16 protein-coding genes are annotated in these 14497 nt (G+C 64.1%); 5 read left to right on the forward strand and 11 right to left on the reverse strand.

Annotated features, from left to right (window positions below):
• Positions 1-29: 29 nt before the first annotated feature.
• From dsbG to dsbD, 3 genes are read right to left on the reverse strand one after another with little or no spacing between them, the layout of a single operon-like run.
• Positions 30-800, reverse strand: coding sequence for a thiol:disulfide interchange protein DsbG (gene dsbG, locus ACM6IM_RS02280; protein ID WP_414864055.1), 771 nt, complete (start codon positions 798-800; stop codon positions 30-32).
• A complete protein-coding gene (locus ACM6IM_RS02285; protein ID WP_192306307.1) occupies positions 776-1642 on the reverse strand; it encodes a TlpA disulfide reductase family protein in 867 nt (288 codons plus the stop codon). Before ACM6IM_RS02285 ends, dsbG begins: the two co-directional genes overlap by 25 nt.
• Entirely contained in the window at positions 1642-3378 is a 1737-nt protein-coding gene (gene dsbD / locus ACM6IM_RS02290) for a protein-disulfide reductase DsbD (protein ID WP_414864056.1), read from the reverse strand. Before dsbD ends, ACM6IM_RS02285 begins: the two co-directional genes overlap by 1 nt.
• 212 nt (positions 3379-3590) lie before the next feature.
• Here dsbD and ACM6IM_RS02295 point away from each other — a divergent pair, with 212 nt between their 5' ends.
• The 5 genes from ACM6IM_RS02295 (at position 3591) to ACM6IM_RS02315 (ending at position 8012) form a co-directional block, all read left to right on the forward strand.
• The gene (locus ACM6IM_RS02295) at positions 3591-4271 is read left to right on the forward strand and encodes a response regulator (RefSeq protein WP_192306311.1); all 681 of its coding nucleotides are present in this window, start codon (positions 3591-3593) and stop codon (positions 4269-4271) included.
• Positions 4268-5590 (forward strand): ATP-binding protein, encoded by a 1323-nt coding sequence (locus ACM6IM_RS02300; protein WP_201192955.1) that lies wholly within the window; start codon positions 4268-4270, stop codon positions 5588-5590. Before ACM6IM_RS02295 ends, ACM6IM_RS02300 begins: the two co-directional genes overlap by 4 nt.
• 139 nt (positions 5591-5729) lie before the next feature.
• A complete protein-coding gene (locus tag ACM6IM_RS02305; protein WP_414864057.1) occupies positions 5730-6251 on the forward strand; it encodes a GNAT family N-acetyltransferase in 522 nt (173 codons plus the stop codon).
• 39 nt (positions 6252-6290) lie between these two features.
• Positions 6291-7703, forward strand: coding sequence for an aspartate aminotransferase family protein (locus tag ACM6IM_RS02310; protein ID WP_414864058.1), 1413 nt, complete (start codon positions 6291-6293; stop codon positions 7701-7703).
• Positions 7704-7784: 81 nt separating this feature from the next.
• A complete protein-coding gene (locus ACM6IM_RS02315) occupies positions 7785-8012 on the forward strand; it encodes an MbtH family protein (RefSeq protein WP_192419397.1) in 228 nt (75 codons plus the stop codon).
• Between the two features lie 185 nt (positions 8013-8197).
• On the opposite strand, the gene ACM6IM_RS02320 is transcribed toward ACM6IM_RS02315, so the two are convergent.
• The 8 genes from ACM6IM_RS02320 to ACM6IM_RS02355 are packed head-to-tail and all read right to left on the reverse strand — an operon-like array spanning position 8198 to position 14434.
• Complete coding sequence (locus tag ACM6IM_RS02320) at positions 8198-9100, reverse strand: metal ABC transporter substrate-binding protein (protein WP_414864059.1); 903 nt, start codon at positions 9098-9100, stop codon at positions 8198-8200.
• Positions 9101-10000 carry a metal ABC transporter permease gene (locus ACM6IM_RS02325; RefSeq protein ID WP_192306322.1) on the reverse strand — a complete coding sequence of 300 codons (900 nt, stop codon included), beginning with the start codon at positions 9998-10000 and terminating at the stop codon, positions 9101-9103.
• Positions 10000-10842 carry a metal ABC transporter ATP-binding protein gene (locus tag ACM6IM_RS02330; protein ID WP_414864060.1) on the reverse strand — a complete coding sequence of 281 codons (843 nt, stop codon included), beginning with the start codon at positions 10840-10842 and terminating at the stop codon, positions 10000-10002. The genes ACM6IM_RS02325 and ACM6IM_RS02330 overlap by 1 nt, the downstream gene beginning before the upstream one ends.
• Entirely contained in the window at positions 10839-11765 is a 927-nt protein-coding gene (locus ACM6IM_RS02335) for a metal ABC transporter substrate-binding protein (RefSeq protein WP_414864061.1), read from the reverse strand. The genes ACM6IM_RS02330 and ACM6IM_RS02335 overlap by 4 nt, the downstream gene beginning before the upstream one ends.
• 35 nt (positions 11766-11800) lie before the next feature.
• Positions 11801-12373, reverse strand: coding sequence for a DUF6162 family protein (locus ACM6IM_RS02340; RefSeq protein WP_414864062.1), 573 nt, complete (start codon positions 12371-12373; stop codon positions 11801-11803).
• Complete coding sequence (locus ACM6IM_RS02345) at positions 12370-12699, reverse strand: hypothetical protein (protein WP_192306327.1); 330 nt, start codon at positions 12697-12699, stop codon at positions 12370-12372. The genes ACM6IM_RS02340 and ACM6IM_RS02345 overlap by 4 nt, the downstream gene beginning before the upstream one ends.
• A complete protein-coding gene (locus tag ACM6IM_RS02350; RefSeq protein ID WP_414864063.1) occupies positions 12696-13235 on the reverse strand; it encodes a thiamine pyrophosphate-binding protein in 540 nt (179 codons plus the stop codon). Before ACM6IM_RS02350 ends, ACM6IM_RS02345 begins: the two co-directional genes overlap by 4 nt.
• Positions 13232-14434 carry a PepSY-associated TM helix domain-containing protein gene (locus tag ACM6IM_RS02355; protein ID WP_414864064.1) on the reverse strand — a complete coding sequence of 401 codons (1203 nt, stop codon included), beginning with the start codon at positions 14432-14434 and terminating at the stop codon, positions 13232-13234. Before ACM6IM_RS02355 ends, ACM6IM_RS02350 begins: the two co-directional genes overlap by 4 nt.
• Positions 14435-14497: the final 63 nt, after the last annotated feature.

Genomic DNA, 14497 nt, shown 5'->3' on the forward strand with positions numbered 1-14497 from the left:
AGCAGGCGCGCTCCCACAGGGCAGGCCAGTTACTTGGGCCCGAGAATCTTCACCAGCTTGTCCGGCGAAGGCGCACCTTGCTGCTGTTGCAGTTCACCCTTGTCGTCCAGGTAGAAAATCGCCGGGGTCGCCTGCAATTCCAGGTCTTCCATCAATTGCATGTTCGCCGCCAGTTTCGCCTGAATCGCGGGCGGCACCTCTTTCAGGGCCTTGAGCGCGCTGGCCTTGCCCGCCGACTCGTGGTCCTGCAGGGCTTTTTGCGGATCCTTGGCGGCGAGCAAGGCGGCGGATTTACCCGGGCTGTCTTCGCGGATGATGCCGACCATGATGTGCCGCAGTTGCACCTTGCCGGCCTTGACCCACGGCCGTGCCTGTTCCCAGAACATGTTGCAGTAAGGGCAATTCGGGTCGCTGAACAGATACACCGTGCGCGGCGCATCCTTGTTGCCGTCCTGAATCCAGTGGCTGGCTTCGAACTTGGCCCAGACTTCCTTGGCCATCGGCGCATACACCAGTTTCTGCAACGGTGCGCTGCTCAGGTCGTTGCCGTCGGCGTCATACAGGTTACCCAGCAACACATGCTTGCCATCGGGCGTCAGGTACAGCGCGATACCACGATTCTGGTACTGCGCGGCGTAACCACGCAGGCCGTCGGGGGCGTCGAACTGACCGACGATTTTCGCACCCTTGGCTTCGATCTTCTTGATCGCCTCAGGCAATTCTTCGGCAGCCTGCACCGCCGGAAGGTGCAGCAGGGCTGCGCCGAGGGTCAGTGTCAGCAGGTGGCGGAGGCGGGGCATGGCAGTTTCCTTGACGAAGTGGAGGGGGTGGCCGAATTCGGCGTACCGAAGTGTTCCAGTGCGCGGGCCAGGCTGGCTTCCGACAGTTCACCCAGATGGCTGCCCAGCAGGCGACCGTCGGGGCTGTAGAACAGCGTAGTCGGCAGCGCCATTGAACCGACAGCCTGACCCAGGCGGCCGCTGCCATCGAACAGCACGTTGGACAGGCTCAGCCCCTGGGTTTCCAGGAAGGTGCTGACGCTTTGCATGCTTTCGGCCTGATTGACGAACAGGAACGTCAGGTCCGGGCGCTGTTGCTGGGCGTTCTCGAGCACCGGCATTTCCCGGCGACAGGGTGGGCACCAGGTGGCCCAGAGGTTGATCACCAGCGGTCCTCCCTGGTAGTCGGTCAGTTGCACGGTTTCACCGGCGGCATTGCGCAGGGCGATGTCCGGAAGGCGCGTGCCCTGTTCGTAGATGCCCAGGGAGAAGGTCGCCAGCAACCAGAAGGCCAGGCCACTGGCCACGCCAAAACCCAACGGGCGGCGCAGGCCCGGACGACGCCAGCCGCGATGGAACGCGGCGAGCAGCAGCACGATCACCCCGGGCAGGGCGAGGAAGCCGCCGTCGCGCAGGTCGATCACTTGCCATGGATCGTTGCGATAGTGCGTCCAGTAGAGCGCCACGAAACTGATCCGGGCCGCGAGCATGCCCAGCAGAAACAGGCTGAACAGCACCGACTCGGGGTTCTCGCCACCGCGCTTGGCCGTGCGCCAGCCGACAAACGTCGCCAGCGCCAGGGCACTGATCAGCAGCAGGTGGTTAAGCGCGATGGCAAACGTGCCGAGGGTCAGGGTCAGCATTAACGAGCGTCTCGGGTGCGGGTCCAGCGTTGCAGGAAGGTGTCGGCATCGACCTCGCCGGTGATGCGCTGACTGCGACGTTCTTCGCCGTCGGCACCGATCCACAGAAAACTCGGTGGCCCCGGCACTTTGTAACGGCCGAGCAATTCGCGGCTGGCGGCATTGTCGGCGGTGACGTCCAGCCGGAGCAAGCGCACATCGCTCAGGGCATCCAGCACGCGGGGTTGGCCGAACACCTGCTTTTCCATGACCTTGCACGACACGCACCAGTCGGCGTAGTAGTCCAGCAGCACCCACTGGCCCCGGGCCCGCGCGGCGTCCAGTTCCCGTTGCAGTGCGATCAGGTCATTGATGGTGGTGAAGGCCTCGTGGCCGACCGGGCGGGCGGCGGCACTGGCGTTGGAGACACGGTAGATCTGCAACGGCTGGAGCAGGTCATCGCTGCCGCCTGCCGCGCCGATCATCAGCAGGCTGCCCCACAGGCCGAGCAACAGCGAGCTGGCGCCGAACAGGTGAGCCACGCGTGTGAAACCTTCCGACTGTTTCCAGGCGCTGTAGGCGGCAATCAGCAACAACGCCCCGCACAGGCCGACCCACAGCGACGGGTTCAATACCGGACGCAGCATCAGCAGCGCGGTGGCCAGGAACAGGAAACCGAACACGCCCTTGAGCAGGTTCATCCAGGCGCCTGGCTTGGGCAGGAAGCGATTACCGACGGTCACCAGCAACAGCAACGGCACGCCGATGCCGATGCCCAGGGCGAACAGGATCAGCCCGCCGTGCAGCGCATTGCCGCCTTGTGCGATGTAGAGCAGGGCACCGGCCAGCGGCGCGGTCATGCACGGACCGACCAGCAGACCGGACAACGCGCCCAGCGCGCCGGCGCCCAGCAGGCTGCCACCGCGTTGATTGCGTGAGACGTTTTCCAGGCGATCACGCACGGCTACCGGCAATTGCAGCTCGAAGAAGCCGAACATCGGCAACGCCAGCAGCACGAACACGGCGGCGAAACTGCCGAGCAGCCAGGGGTTTTGCAGCAATGCCTGCAAATTCGCCCCGAGCAGCGCCGCCAGGACCCCCATCGCTGCGTACACCAGCGCCATGCTCACGACATAGCTGGTGGCCAGGGCAAAACCACGCCTGGGCGTGGCGCCGCTGCCAACGATCAAACCGGCGAGGATCGGCAGCATGGGCAACGAGCAAGGGGTGAAGGCCAGCAACAGCCCGAGGCCGAAGAACACCAGCAGGCTCCAGCCCAGTGCCCGTTGTTGCAGGCCGCTGGCCAGGGCCTGGTCCGGGGCTTCGCCGCCGGTGTCTGCGCTCGCGCCGCCACCCAGGTCGATCACCCGGGTCTGCGGCGGGTAACACAGGCCGGCATCGGCGCAGCCCTGGTAGGTCACCTTGATCGGACCACTGGCCGCGGCCGGGATCTTTACCTCCAGCCCTTGGCGATACACCGGCTGCTCGCCGAAAAACTCGTCGCTATGGGATTCGCCTTCGGGCAGGGCCGGCACGTTTTGTGCGGCCAGCCCGTCGAATTTCATGCGCTTCTGATAAAGGTAGTAACCCTCGGCGATCTGCCAGAACAGCTGGGTTTCACCGGATTCCAGGCGCTCGGAAGTCAGGACGAAGGCCTTGTCGACCGGCAGGAACTCTGGCTTTGGTGCGAAGGGATCGGTGCCTGCCTGGGCCATCCCCGACATCAGCAGAACAAACAGTAGAAAGAAGTGACGCATGAAAAAGCCTTGTTCCTGTGCAAGTGGGTGCACAGTGGAGGGTAGCGATTAACCGATGATTAACCGCCAGTGTCCATGCGTCGAGCCCGGATGTCCTGGGTTTTGCCGGCATCAGGGTAAAACACTGCGTGCTTCTCGTCAGCCCGGTCGCTTGCCATAATTAAGGCTTAATCCGCGGCTGTTTGACTCGGGTCTTTATCACGGGAGGTTCCATGCACGTACTGGTTTGCGAAGACGATGAGCTGATCGCCAGCGGGATCGTGGCCGGGCTGACCGCGCAGGGCCTGACCGTGGAGCACGTCAATACCGCCTCGAAGGCGCGGGCGATGCTCAAGGTCGCGGAATTCGACGTGATGGTGCTCGACCTCGGCCTGCCCGATGAAGACGGCTTGAAGCTGTTACAGCAACTGCGCCACAGCGGCCTGGAAATTCCGGTGCTGATCCTGACCGCGCGCGACTCGGTGACCGATCGGGTCGACGGCCTGCAAGCGGGTGCCGACGATTACCTGCTCAAGCCGTTCGATTTGCGCGAACTCGCCGCCCGTCTGCACACCCTGTTGCGGCGGGTGGCGGGGCGCAGCGTCAACCTGATCGAACACGGCCGCCTGACGTACGACCCGAGCAGCCGCGAAACCCTGCTCGGCGGCCAACCGGTGGACCTGTCGCGGCGCGAACAGTCGTTGTTGCAGGCGTTGTTGCACAACCGGGGCCGGGTGCTGTCGACCGAACAGCTGAAAGACAGCGTCTATGGCTTCAACGACGAGCTGGAAAGCAACGCCCTCAACGTGCATATCCATCACCTGCGGCGCAAACTCGGCAATGGCATCGTCGAGACGGTGCGCGGCCTGGGTTATCGCCTCGGGCCGGCCGATGGCGGAGAAGAATCGAAGTGATGAGCCTGCGTGTGCGCCTGAGCCTGACCCTGGGGGCTGCCTTTGCCCTGATCTGGGCGTTGGCGGCGGCCTGGATGCTCAGCGACCTGCGCAACCAGATGATGTTTTCCCTCGACCAGCGCCTGGTGGCGTCAGCACGCATGGTGGCCGGCCTGATGGAGCAATTGCCGGCCTTGCCGAAGGGCGAGGGCGCCCATTTCAGCGCCGAACAACTGAACATTCCGGGCGGCATGGCATGCCAGGTCAGCTCGTTGCGCGGTGAAATCCTCGCCCGCAGCCATACCGACCCGCAGCAGACCCTGGAAGCCGAGAAAATGGGCTTCCACGATCAGATCATCGACGGCGCGCCATGGCGCAGCTTCACCCTGGCCCGGGGCGATCTGCGCATCACCACCGCTGATCGGCAGATCGAGCGCGAAGCCCTGAACATGTCGATCCTGCTGGCCGCCTCGGTGCCGGTCGGCGTGGCGTTGCTCGGTTGCCTGTGCCTGCTGTGGCTGGGCATCGGCCAGGGGCTGGCGCCGCTCAACCGCATGCGCGATGCCTTGATGCGTCGCAGTGCAGACTCCCTGGAGCCGTTGCAGATCCAGCCGTTGCCCAGTGAACTGAAACCGCTGCTGGACACCCAGAACCAACTGTTGCAGCGCATCGGCAAGACCATCGAGCGCGAGCGCCGCCTGACCGGGGATGCGGCCCATGAGTTGCGCAGCCCCCTGACGGCGATCAAGACCCACCTGCAAGTGGCGCGCATGACCGACGGTCCGGCCCGTGACCAGTCCCTGGCCCGGGCCGAGGAAGGGGCCGACCGCATGCACCGGACCCTCGAGCAATTGCTCTTGCTGGCGCGGGTGGAAGGTAGCCTGTCGTTCGACGACGGTGTGCAGTGCAGCGCCGAACAGGTGGCGAAACTGGCGATTCAGGATGCCGCCAGCGGTGAGCGCCAGCGTATCGCCTTCAACCCCTCGGCGACCCTCTCCCACGCGCCGGTGCAGATGCCCGCCGTGCTGTCGATTGCCGCGTTGCGCAACCTGCTGGACAACGCCTTGCGCCATACGCCGAACGACGGCCCGGTCGAGCTGAGCCTGGAAACCCGTGACAACCGTGTGCGGTTCGTGGTGCGTGACCATGGTCCGGGCATCGCTGCGGACGACCTGCAACACCTGACTCAGCGCTTCTGGCGCAATGGCCAGAGCACCGGCTGTGGCCTGGGCCTGGCGATTGTCCAGGCAATCGTTCAACGCTGCGGCTGCACGCTGCATTTCGACAGCCGGCCGGACGGCTTGCGGGTCGAACTGACGATGCCGTTGCAACCGGTCTGAGATCACCGCACGACCCTGTGGGAGCGGGCTTGCTCCCACCGTTGCACATCAAATGTAACGGCTCTCCATTGGCCTTGCCGTCGCCTCCGGCGCTATTGTCCCGACCTGCTTTTTCTCAATGGATTGAGGTCACGGCACCATGGAAGCATCCGTGCACATCTGCAAGGCAACCCCTGCCGACGCCGGCATCATCAGCCGCATCATCGAACGTTCGATCCGCATTGGCTGTGCGCTCGACCACCGCAACGACCCACAGATCGTCGCCGCCTGGACCCGCAACAAATCCATCGAGCACATTCAGCCGTGGCTGGCCGACCCCCGGCTGTACCTCAACCTTGCCCTGTTGCAGGACAAACCGGTGGGCGTGGCGATGGCGGCCGTCAGCGGCACGATCGCGCTCTGCTACGTGCAGCCGGAATCGTTTCGGCGGGGTGCCGGACAGGCGCTGGTGCGCGACCTCGAAGGCTGGCTGAGCGACCAGGGGGTGGTGGAAGCCCGGCTCAACAGCACGCACACCAGCCAGGCCTTTTATCATCACCTCGGCTATCGGCCCTGCGCCGAAACCTTCACCGTCGCCGGGCTGCACGCCATTCCGATGCACAAGCTACTGGCGTGGCCTCGCGAGAAAGCCGATCAAGGGGCTAAATCCTCAGCGCGCTGATGCGTTTCCAGAACAGGAAAACCTATTGAGGGTCGAGAGATGTCAGTCGCTACCAGCCTTATGGAAGATCAGTCGGCCCGGACCGCTCCGGCGCCTGCCGAGACGCTTTATCAGTTCAGCGAATCACCGCTGCTGGCACGCCAGAGCCAACAGGAATCGAACGCCCGCAGCTACCCGCGGCGCATTCCCCTGGCGCTCAAGCGCGCCAAAGGCATCCACGTCGAAGACGTCGAAGGCCGCCGTTTCATCGACTGCCTGGCCGGCGCCGGGACGTTGGCCCTGGGGCACAATCACCCGGTGGTGATCGAAGCGATCCAGCAAGTGCTGGCCGATGAACTGCCCTTGCACACCCTCGACCTGACCACCCCGGTCAAGGACCAGTTCGTCCAGGACCTGTTCGGCTTGCTGCCGCCCGCACTGGCCGCGCAAGCGAAAATCCAGTTCTGCGGCCCGACCGGCACCGATGCGGTGGAAGCGGCGTTGAAGCTGGTGCGCACGGCCACCGGGCGCAGCACCGTGCTGTCGTTCCAGGGCGGCTATCACGGCATGAGCCAGGGCGCGCTGAGCCTGATGGGCAGCCTGGGGCCGAAAAAACCGTTGGGGGCCCTGCTCGGCAGTGGCGTGCAGTTCATGCCTTATCCCTACGACTACCGTTGCCCGTTCGGCCTCGGGGGTGCGCAAGGCGTACAGGCCAACCTCAGCTACCTGGAAAACCTGCTGAACGACCCCGAGGCCGGCGTGCAGTTGCCCGCCGCCGTGATCGTGGAGGTGGTGCAGGGCGAAGGCGGGGTCATCCCGGCGGACCTCGACTGGTTGCGTGGCTTGCGCCGCATTACCGAGAAAGCCGGCGTGGCGTTGATCGTCGACGAAATCCAGAGTGGGTTTGCCCGTACCGGCAAGATGTTCGCCTTCGAGCACGCCGGCATTATTCCGGACGTCGTGGTGATGTCCAAGGCCATCGGGGGCAGCCTGCCCCTGGCGGTGGTGGTCTACCGTGACGGGCTCGACACCTGGCTGCCGGGCGCCCATGCCGGGACCTTCCGTGGCAACCAGATGGCGATGGCCGCCGGTTCCGCCGTGATGCGTTATCTGGTCGAGCACAAAGTGTGCGAGCACGCAGCGGCCATGGGTGAACGCCTGAGCGAACACCTGCGCATCCTGCAACGCGACTTCCCGCAACTGGGCGACATTCGCGGTCGCGGCCTGATGCTTGGCGTGGAACTGGTCGACCCGACGGGCACGCCGGATGCGCTGGGTCACCCACCGGTGTTCGGGCGCCTGGCGCCGCTGGTTCAGCGCGAGTGCCTCAAGCGCGGGCTGATTCTCGAGCTGGGCGGGCGCCATGGTGGCGTGGTGCGTTTCCTGCCGCCATTGATCATCACCGCAGCGGAGGTCGATCAGGTGGCAGAGATTTTCGGTCGGGCGATGGCCGCCGCCACTGCCAGCCTCTAAATTTTCCGGCCTCCGGAACGTTCTTTCTACATAACGGCTGCGCACACGGCGCAGCCCACCCAACAGCGATGGAGAGACACCATGACTTCAGTATTCGACCGCGAGGACATCCTCTTCCAGGTGGTGGTCAACCATGAAGAGCAATACTCGATCTGGCCCGACTACAAAGCCGTGCCCGAAGGCTGGCGCACTGTGGGCAAGAGCGGCCTGAAAAAGGAATGCCTGGCCTACATCGAGGAAACCTGGACGGACATGCGTCCGTTGAGCCTGCGCAAAAAGATGGAAGAGCAGGCGACTGTGGCGCACTGACGTCGCCCCACAAAAAGAAGCCCGCTGGACCGATGAGGTCAGCGGGCTTTTTGTTATTGCCAACATCATGCCTGTAGGAGCGAGCTTGCTCGCGAAGGACGTACAGCCACTGCGGAAACTCAGGCAGCCGGCGTCATCGTTGACGTCCATTCGCGAGTAAGCTCGCTCCTGCGAGGATCGGGGCCTCAAGCCCCACTCAACCCCTTGATTACCAGATCCACATTGCCTTCCAGTTCGGCCACCGGGTCTGCAGCATCGATACTCAGCACCACCAGTCGGCTGCCAGCCTCGGTAATGGCGGCTTTCACCGCGTCCGATGGCTCTCGATGGTGCATCACCACCGCCACGTCATTGTCCTTGAGCGTCGCCGTCAATTGTTTCAGCGATTCTGGCGTCCACTCGGCATCCGGGCGGGCATCGACGCCGATCAGTTCAAGGTTGAGGCTGCCAACCAGGTAGCCGAAGTGGTCGCTGAGGCTCATCACGCTCAGGTTGTCGGCGCTGGCCAGCCGTGCTTCGCTGTCGGCGCTGAACTTGAGCAAACGCTGCTTGAGCGCCGCCAGGTTGGTTTCGATGGTCGGCTTTTCGGCGGGCGCCAGGCGCACCAGGTCCGCTGCCATCACGTCCGCCATGCGCCCCATGTTGTTGCTCGACAGCCATGGCTGGCTGTTCAGGCCGTCGACCTTGTTGCCCGGCTGTACGGCAATGCCGGGCAGGGCGCCGTCCACCGGACGCGCGGCATCGATTTCGACGATGCGGATGTTGCTGCGACGTGAAATCGGGTACAGCGAGTCATCGGCCCACAACGAGCGTACGCCGATCACCGCATCGGCGTCGGTCGCCAGTTTGGCCAGCGCCGGTGCGCCACGGCCCGTGAAGTAGGCACTCTGGCGGCTGCCGGGCAGGTTCGCCGGCGCGGCGCGCTCAAGGTTGACGTGGGTGCCCTTGAGCAAGACCTCGCCCAGGCCGTAGGTGATCGGCAGGGACGCCAGCACGTGCAGCGGTTTGGCGCTGTCTACCGCAAAGGTGGTGTTGGCCAGCCCGCACAGGGCGACGGCCAGTGTCAGTTGACGCAGAGAAAATGACATTTATCCAAGATTCCCTTTCAGGCTGGGGACGACGCCGCGCGCAATGGCGGCCAGGGCGAAGGCGATACCGGCCATCAGAATGATTGCGGCACCGGACGGGATCGGCAGGTCAAAGACGATCGGCGCGAGAATTCCGCACAGGGTACTGACCGTGGCAATCAGCACCGAGCACCAGAAAAAACCCTTCAGCGACTGGCTGAGCAAACGCGCTGCGGCGGCCGGGATCACCAGCAACGCACCGACCAGAATCGCGCCGATGACTTTCACCGCCGCGACGGTGATCAGCGTCACCAGGATCACGAACAGGTAATCCAGGGCCTTCACCGCCACACCGCGTACCGCCGCCAATTGCGGGTTGAAACTGGCGAGCATGATGCGGTTGTAAAGCGGCAATGCCAGGGCCATGACCAGTGAGCCGACGATGGCCAGCACCAGCAGGTCATTGCCGTTGACCGTCAGCACCGAGCCGAACAGTACGTTTTCCAGGATGTGCACGTTGATCTTGCCCGCCAGCACCAGCAACAGGCTTGCGCCCAGGGCCAGTGACACAGAGAGGAACACCCCGATCAGCGTGTCCGGCGCCAGGCCTGTGCGGTTGCGCAGGTAGTTGAGCAGGATGCCGAACAACAGGCAGTAGCCGAACAGGCTGCCGTAAGGCCCGGTGTAGGGCTCGCCGAGCAGAATGCCGATGGCCACGCCGGTCAAGGCTGCGTGCCCCACGGCTTCCGAGAAGAACGCGAAGCGCTTGACCACCACCAGCGTGCCGAGGCCGCCCAGCACCGGGCCGATCAGCAAGCCGGCGAGCAGGGCGTTGACCACGAACCCATAGGCCAGCGCTTCCGGCAGGTAACCCGATGACGCCCAGCCCTGGACCATCAAGCGAAAGGCTTCGTAACTCATCAGGCAGCGCTCCGTGGGTGGGTGGAGAACAGGGTCATCAGGGTGTCCGGGGTCAATGCCTGCTTGGGCGTGGCATCGAACAGCACCCGGCGATTGAGGCCGGTGACGCGATCAGCCAGACGCCCGACGGCTTCCAGGTCATGTTCGATCCACAGGACGGTGATGCCGCTCTGGCGCCAGTCGCCCAGCAACCGCTCGAACACCTGGATGCCTGCCTCATCGAGGGCTGACATCGGTTCGTCCAGCACCAGCAATTGCGGCGACGGGATCAGCCCCTGCGCCAGCAATACCCGCTGACGCTCGCCACCGGATAACGCGCCCATGCGCCGCTTGCGTTTATCCTGCATGCCGACCCGCTCCAGCGCGTCGCCGATGGCGGCCGCATAGTGCTTGCTCAGCCCGAGGAACGCCGGACGCCGCTGACACATCGCGGCCATGAAATCGTCGACGGTCATCGGCAGGCCGCGATCGAACTCCAGCGCTTGCGGTACATAACCAATGGTGCCGGGTTCGCCGGGCCATTGCAGGCTCAGGCGTCCCTGATGGGGCATCTGCCCGAGCAGGGTCTTGATCAACGAACTCTTGCCGCCGCCGTTGGGGCCGACCAGCGCATGCACGCTGCCGGGCTGAACCTGGAAGGTCACCTTGTCGAGGATGGTGGTGCGGCCCAGCGTGAGGCTGACTTCTGCAAAATCGAGGGTTGGCCCGGCACTTTGTGGGAGCGGGCTTGCTCGCGAAACCGATGGATCAGTCAACGTTGAAGTCGACTGATAGTCCGCTTTCGCGAGCAAGCCCGCTCCCACAGGGGCTTCGGAGTTGATGAGGGTTTCTTTGGCCGTCATGCCCCTGACTCCTGAATTGCCCGAACCACGGTGTTGAGGTTGCCGGTCATTTCCTTCTCATACTTGTCGGCGGTGTATTCGCCGTAGGAAATGTGGGACAGCGGGTACAGCTTCACCCCGGACTCGCGTTGAATGGTGTCGACGTAGGTGGACGGGAAATCCATCTCCGAGAAAATCACCTTCACGTCCAGCTCACGCAGTTGATCGATGGTTTTTTTCAACTGGCTGGGGCTTGGCTCGATGCCATGGGCCGGCTCGACCACGGCAGTCACCTCGAGACCGAACTCGCGCAGCAGGTAGTCATACGCCGCGTGAACGGTGGCCACCCGCAGTTCGGCATTCGGTGCCTGGGTCAGTTTCGCCAGGGCGTCGGCGCGCATCTGCCGCAGGCGTTTGCCGTAGGCGCGGGCGTTCTGCGTGTAGGTCTTGGCATTGGCCGGGTCGAGCTTGCCCAGTTCACGGGCGATGTTGTTGACCTGGGCAATCGAGGCGCTGATCGACAGGAAGGTGTGCGGGTTCACCACTTTGCCGGCGCCACGGGCGGCGACCCCGGTGGCGGCCAGCAGCGGCACGTTCTCGTTGGCTTCGATCACGGCCACGTTGGGCGTTTCGCTGGCGGCGATCATGCGGTCGGCGAAGTCGTCATGACCCACACCATTGAGCACGATCACATCCAGTCCGCTGATGCGCTTGATGTCTTCGGCACGGGGTTCATAGGCATGCGGGTTGAAACCGGCCGGAATCAGCGGCACCACTTCGGCCTTGTCACCGACGATGTTGGCCACGTAGCTGTAGTAAGGGTGCAGGGTGATGCCGATGCGCAGGCGCTTGGCGTCGTCGGCACTGGCCACGGGCATCAGCAGGCAGGCGAGCAGGCCGACCAGCAGCGGCCGCCAAAAAGAGCGTTGAGATGAAATAGGCATGGGAAAGCGGTCTTCTCTCGAATGAGGGCGAGGGGTCAGTGCCGATGCTGGCGGGTCACGCCGGCGTCGAATTGCGCAACGATCTGCTGCCAGCCGGCGCTTTCCAGCGCGGCGTCAGTCAGGTCGACGGGCGCCTTGAGATCGGCAGCACGGTTGAGCCAGATGTCGGGGGCGTTGTCATCCGCATCCAGGCGCATCAGGAACGAGCCCGCGACGGCGGGCGCCTGGCTGTGGCCGAAATACGCCTTGGCGTCGATCAGTTGCCAGGCATGGCCGCCACGGCTGACCGAGCTGGCGTCCTGGGCAAACGGCGCGAAACCTTCTTCGGCGAGGGTTTCAGGCGTCGGCAGGGTTTGCTGTTCCTGGCGCAGCAGGTGGATCTCGTCCAGCGTCACCCGCAGGTCGGCATAGATGCCTTGCTCGGAGGCGCTGAGATCGCGGCGGGCATCCAGCTGATGGCTGGTGATGGCGGTGGTGTCCTGGGACTCATGGCGCCAGGCGACCACCGTACCGGCAACCGCCAGGATCAACAGGCACAACAGCAGCACATTGAGGGTTTCATGACCGGCACCGGCCGGGCGGACGACGTGCGTGGTTGGCGTACTCATGGGGCCTGGATGTCCGCTTGGTCAATCTCGACGACGTGGCCGGGACCGGCGTCGAACAACACGTAGAACTCGGCGCCGGGCTTCTTGAAGGTCAGTTTCGAATCGGCGCCGAGCTTGCCCGGCACCAGGACGGTTTCGTCGTAGCCGATCACATCGAGGGTCACGCCCGGTGCGCCGCTGCCATCGGAGAATCCGCCGGTGCATTCGATCTGCTCGGCGTCGATGGCCTTGCACTCGCACATCGGGTTGTGTGCCAGGGCGCTGGCGCTGAAGCCGGCGCACAGCACCAGCAATGCGGTGTGGAGCGGGCGAAGTGCGTTGATCATGGTTTGCCTCCTTGTTTGTTCAGCCACGCCGCGGTGGCCGGGGATGCCTGGCTCAGGGGAACGGATGCCTGATGCATCGAACCGTCCCAACCTTCCATCGTGATCCAGAGCTCATCGGTGACCTTGGTCTTTTCAGGGATCGGCAGCATCGCCCCCATGCGGTACGGCGTGCCGAAGAAAATCACCCCGGCAGCGCGCAGGCTGCGTGGCTTGCCGATGCGCAGGTACGTGGCCTTGACCTGGTCGCGGCAGCTGTCGCACAGCGCGGCGTTGAAGCTTTTCATGTAGCCGGCCGGATCGGGGCGTGGGGCTTCATTGCGAAACTCCGCCAGACGCATGCTCCACGGACCGACCTGCACGTCCCCGACTTCACGTTCACCCAGCCCCGTATCACCCCGAAACAACGCGGCGTCGGCGAAGTACTTGGGCATGAAACCCAGCGGCACCAGCAACAGCAAAATATTGATATGGAAACGCCACTTGTGCCAGAAGCGGCTCAGTGCGGAACCCGGTTTTTCAGCGGTGAACAGGCTCATTGGCTGACCTCCGTGGTGTCGCGGTGGGTGACCTGGGCGGTCTCGGCGGTCCGAGGGCGCTTTTTCTCGCGCTTGAGTGCGTTGGCTGTCGCGAGCGCAGTGCGCTTGGTCCAGATCAGCAGGCCACTCAAGACCATCATGCTCAGCAGCAGGCCGAAGAAGAACCAGATCAGCTTGATCCACAGGCCACCGAAGTCACCGGTGTGCAGTGGGCGCATCGATTCGGTCACCAGCTCCAGACCCGAACGGTCCGACAGCAGGCGGCTCACGGCAATCTCGCCCGTGTAGGGGTTGACCTCGGCGGTCTGGTAAATCAACGGGTACCAGCTGCGGCCGCCCACTGAGAGGAAGCTGTAGGCGTTGGCAGGCAGCCTGACGAAGCTGTCGTCGAGACCCGGAATACGCTCCCTGACCTGGTTGATCGCTGCTTCCAGGCTGATCATCGGGGCTGGCGAGCCATCGGTCGTGAGCGGCACGCTGTCACGTGGCACCACCGGCGCAACCGGGGCGGTGGAAATCGAGATCTGGTTGTCGAACAGGAACGCTTCCGCCAGGAACCAGGTGCTGGTGACGGAGATCGTGGCGATGAACCAGATCGACCAGATGCCGCTGAGTCGATGGAAGTCACCCCAGAAAATCCGCGCGCCGTGGCGCAGACGCAGGGTCGGGCGCAAAAAGCCCTTCCAGAAGCGCTTGTACACCACCAGCCCGGTGATCAGCGACGCCAGCATCGGCAGGCTGAGGAACGACACCAGGTACCAGCCCCAGCTGTAGCCGTTGGTGAAAGGCACCAGCCACCAACCGTGCAGGGCGCGGGTAAAGGCCTGGAAGTTGAATTCTGGCGCGACGCCCTGGATGACCCCGCTGTACGGATTGACGTAGACCGTCACGCTGCGCCCGTCGGGGTAGGTGACGCGGGCATTGAGGGCGAAATGCGATTCGTCCGGGCGGCTGATCGATTCGACCAGGGTATTGGGCTCGGCCTTCTTCATTTCAGCCAGGATCTGGTCGTAGCTCAGCAGCGGCGCATCGTCCGCAGGCTGGGTCGCACGCATCTGCGGGTTGGCCAACCAGACGATTTCCTGACTGACCACCGCCAGCGTGCCGGTCACACAGACGATCAGCACGAAAAACCAGATCGGCAGGGCCAGCCAGCTATGGACCAGAAACCAGAGTTTTGAACGGGATTTCTTCGACATGATGGGGGTCTTGTATGGGATGAGAGGGCCCCTGCTGCGGGCTTCCCAGCGTGAGGTCCATGA

Source organism: Pseudomonas sp. IT-P12, from assembly GCF_949767465.1.
GTDB lineage: Bacteria > Pseudomonadota > Gammaproteobacteria > Pseudomonadales > Pseudomonadaceae > Aquipseudomonas.

What these genes read in the sequence shown, in the direction of transcription:
- ACM6IM_RS02335 (WP_414864061.1), bottom strand. Translation starts at nt 11,765, where the DNA reads ATGCCTATTTCATCTCAACGCTCTTTTTGGCGGCCGCTGCTGGTCGGC.
- ACM6IM_RS02285 (WP_192306307.1), bottom strand. Translation starts at nt 1,642, where the DNA reads ATGCTGACCCTGACCCTCGGCACGTTTGCCATCGCGCTTAACCACCTG.
- ACM6IM_RS02315 (WP_192419397.1), top strand. Translation starts at nt 7,785, where the DNA reads ATGACTTCAGTATTCGACCGCGAGGACATCCTCTTCCAGGTGGTGGTC.
- ACM6IM_RS02345 (WP_192306327.1), bottom strand. Translation starts at nt 12,699, where the DNA reads ATGATCAACGCACTTCGCCCGCTCCACACCGCATTGCTGGTGCTGTGC.
- ACM6IM_RS02340 (WP_414864062.1), bottom strand. Translation starts at nt 12,373, where the DNA reads ATGAGTACGCCAACCACGCACGTCGTCCGCCCGGCCGGTGCCGGTCAT.
- ACM6IM_RS02325 (WP_192306322.1), bottom strand. Translation starts at nt 10,000, where the DNA reads ATGAGTTACGAAGCCTTTCGCTTGATGGTCCAGGGCTGGGCGTCATCG.
- ACM6IM_RS02305 (WP_414864057.1), top strand. Translation starts at nt 5,730, where the DNA reads ATGGAAGCATCCGTGCACATCTGCAAGGCAACCCCTGCCGACGCCGGC.
- ACM6IM_RS02350 (WP_414864063.1), bottom strand. Translation starts at nt 13,235, where the DNA reads ATGAGCCTGTTCACCGCTGAAAAACCGGGTTCCGCACTGAGCCGCTTC.
- ACM6IM_RS02295 (WP_192306311.1), top strand. Translation starts at nt 3,591, where the DNA reads ATGCACGTACTGGTTTGCGAAGACGATGAGCTGATCGCCAGCGGGATC.
- dsbD (WP_414864056.1), bottom strand. Translation starts at nt 3,378, where the DNA reads ATGCGTCACTTCTTTCTACTGTTTGTTCTGCTGATGTCGGGGATGGCC.
- ACM6IM_RS02310 (WP_414864058.1), top strand. Translation starts at nt 6,291, where the DNA reads ATGTCAGTCGCTACCAGCCTTATGGAAGATCAGTCGGCCCGGACCGCT.
- ACM6IM_RS02320 (WP_414864059.1), bottom strand. Translation starts at nt 9,100, where the DNA reads ATGTCATTTTCTCTGCGTCAACTGACACTGGCCGTCGCCCTGTGCGGG.
- ACM6IM_RS02330 (WP_414864060.1), bottom strand. Translation starts at nt 10,842, where the DNA reads ATGACGGCCAAAGAAACCCTCATCAACTCCGAAGCCCCTGTGGGAGCG.
- dsbG (WP_414864055.1), bottom strand. Translation starts at nt 800, where the DNA reads ATGCCCCGCCTCCGCCACCTGCTGACACTGACCCTCGGCGCAGCCCTG.
- ACM6IM_RS02355 (WP_414864064.1), bottom strand. Translation starts at nt 14,434, where the DNA reads ATGTCGAAGAAATCCCGTTCAAAACTCTGGTTTCTGGTCCATAGCTGG.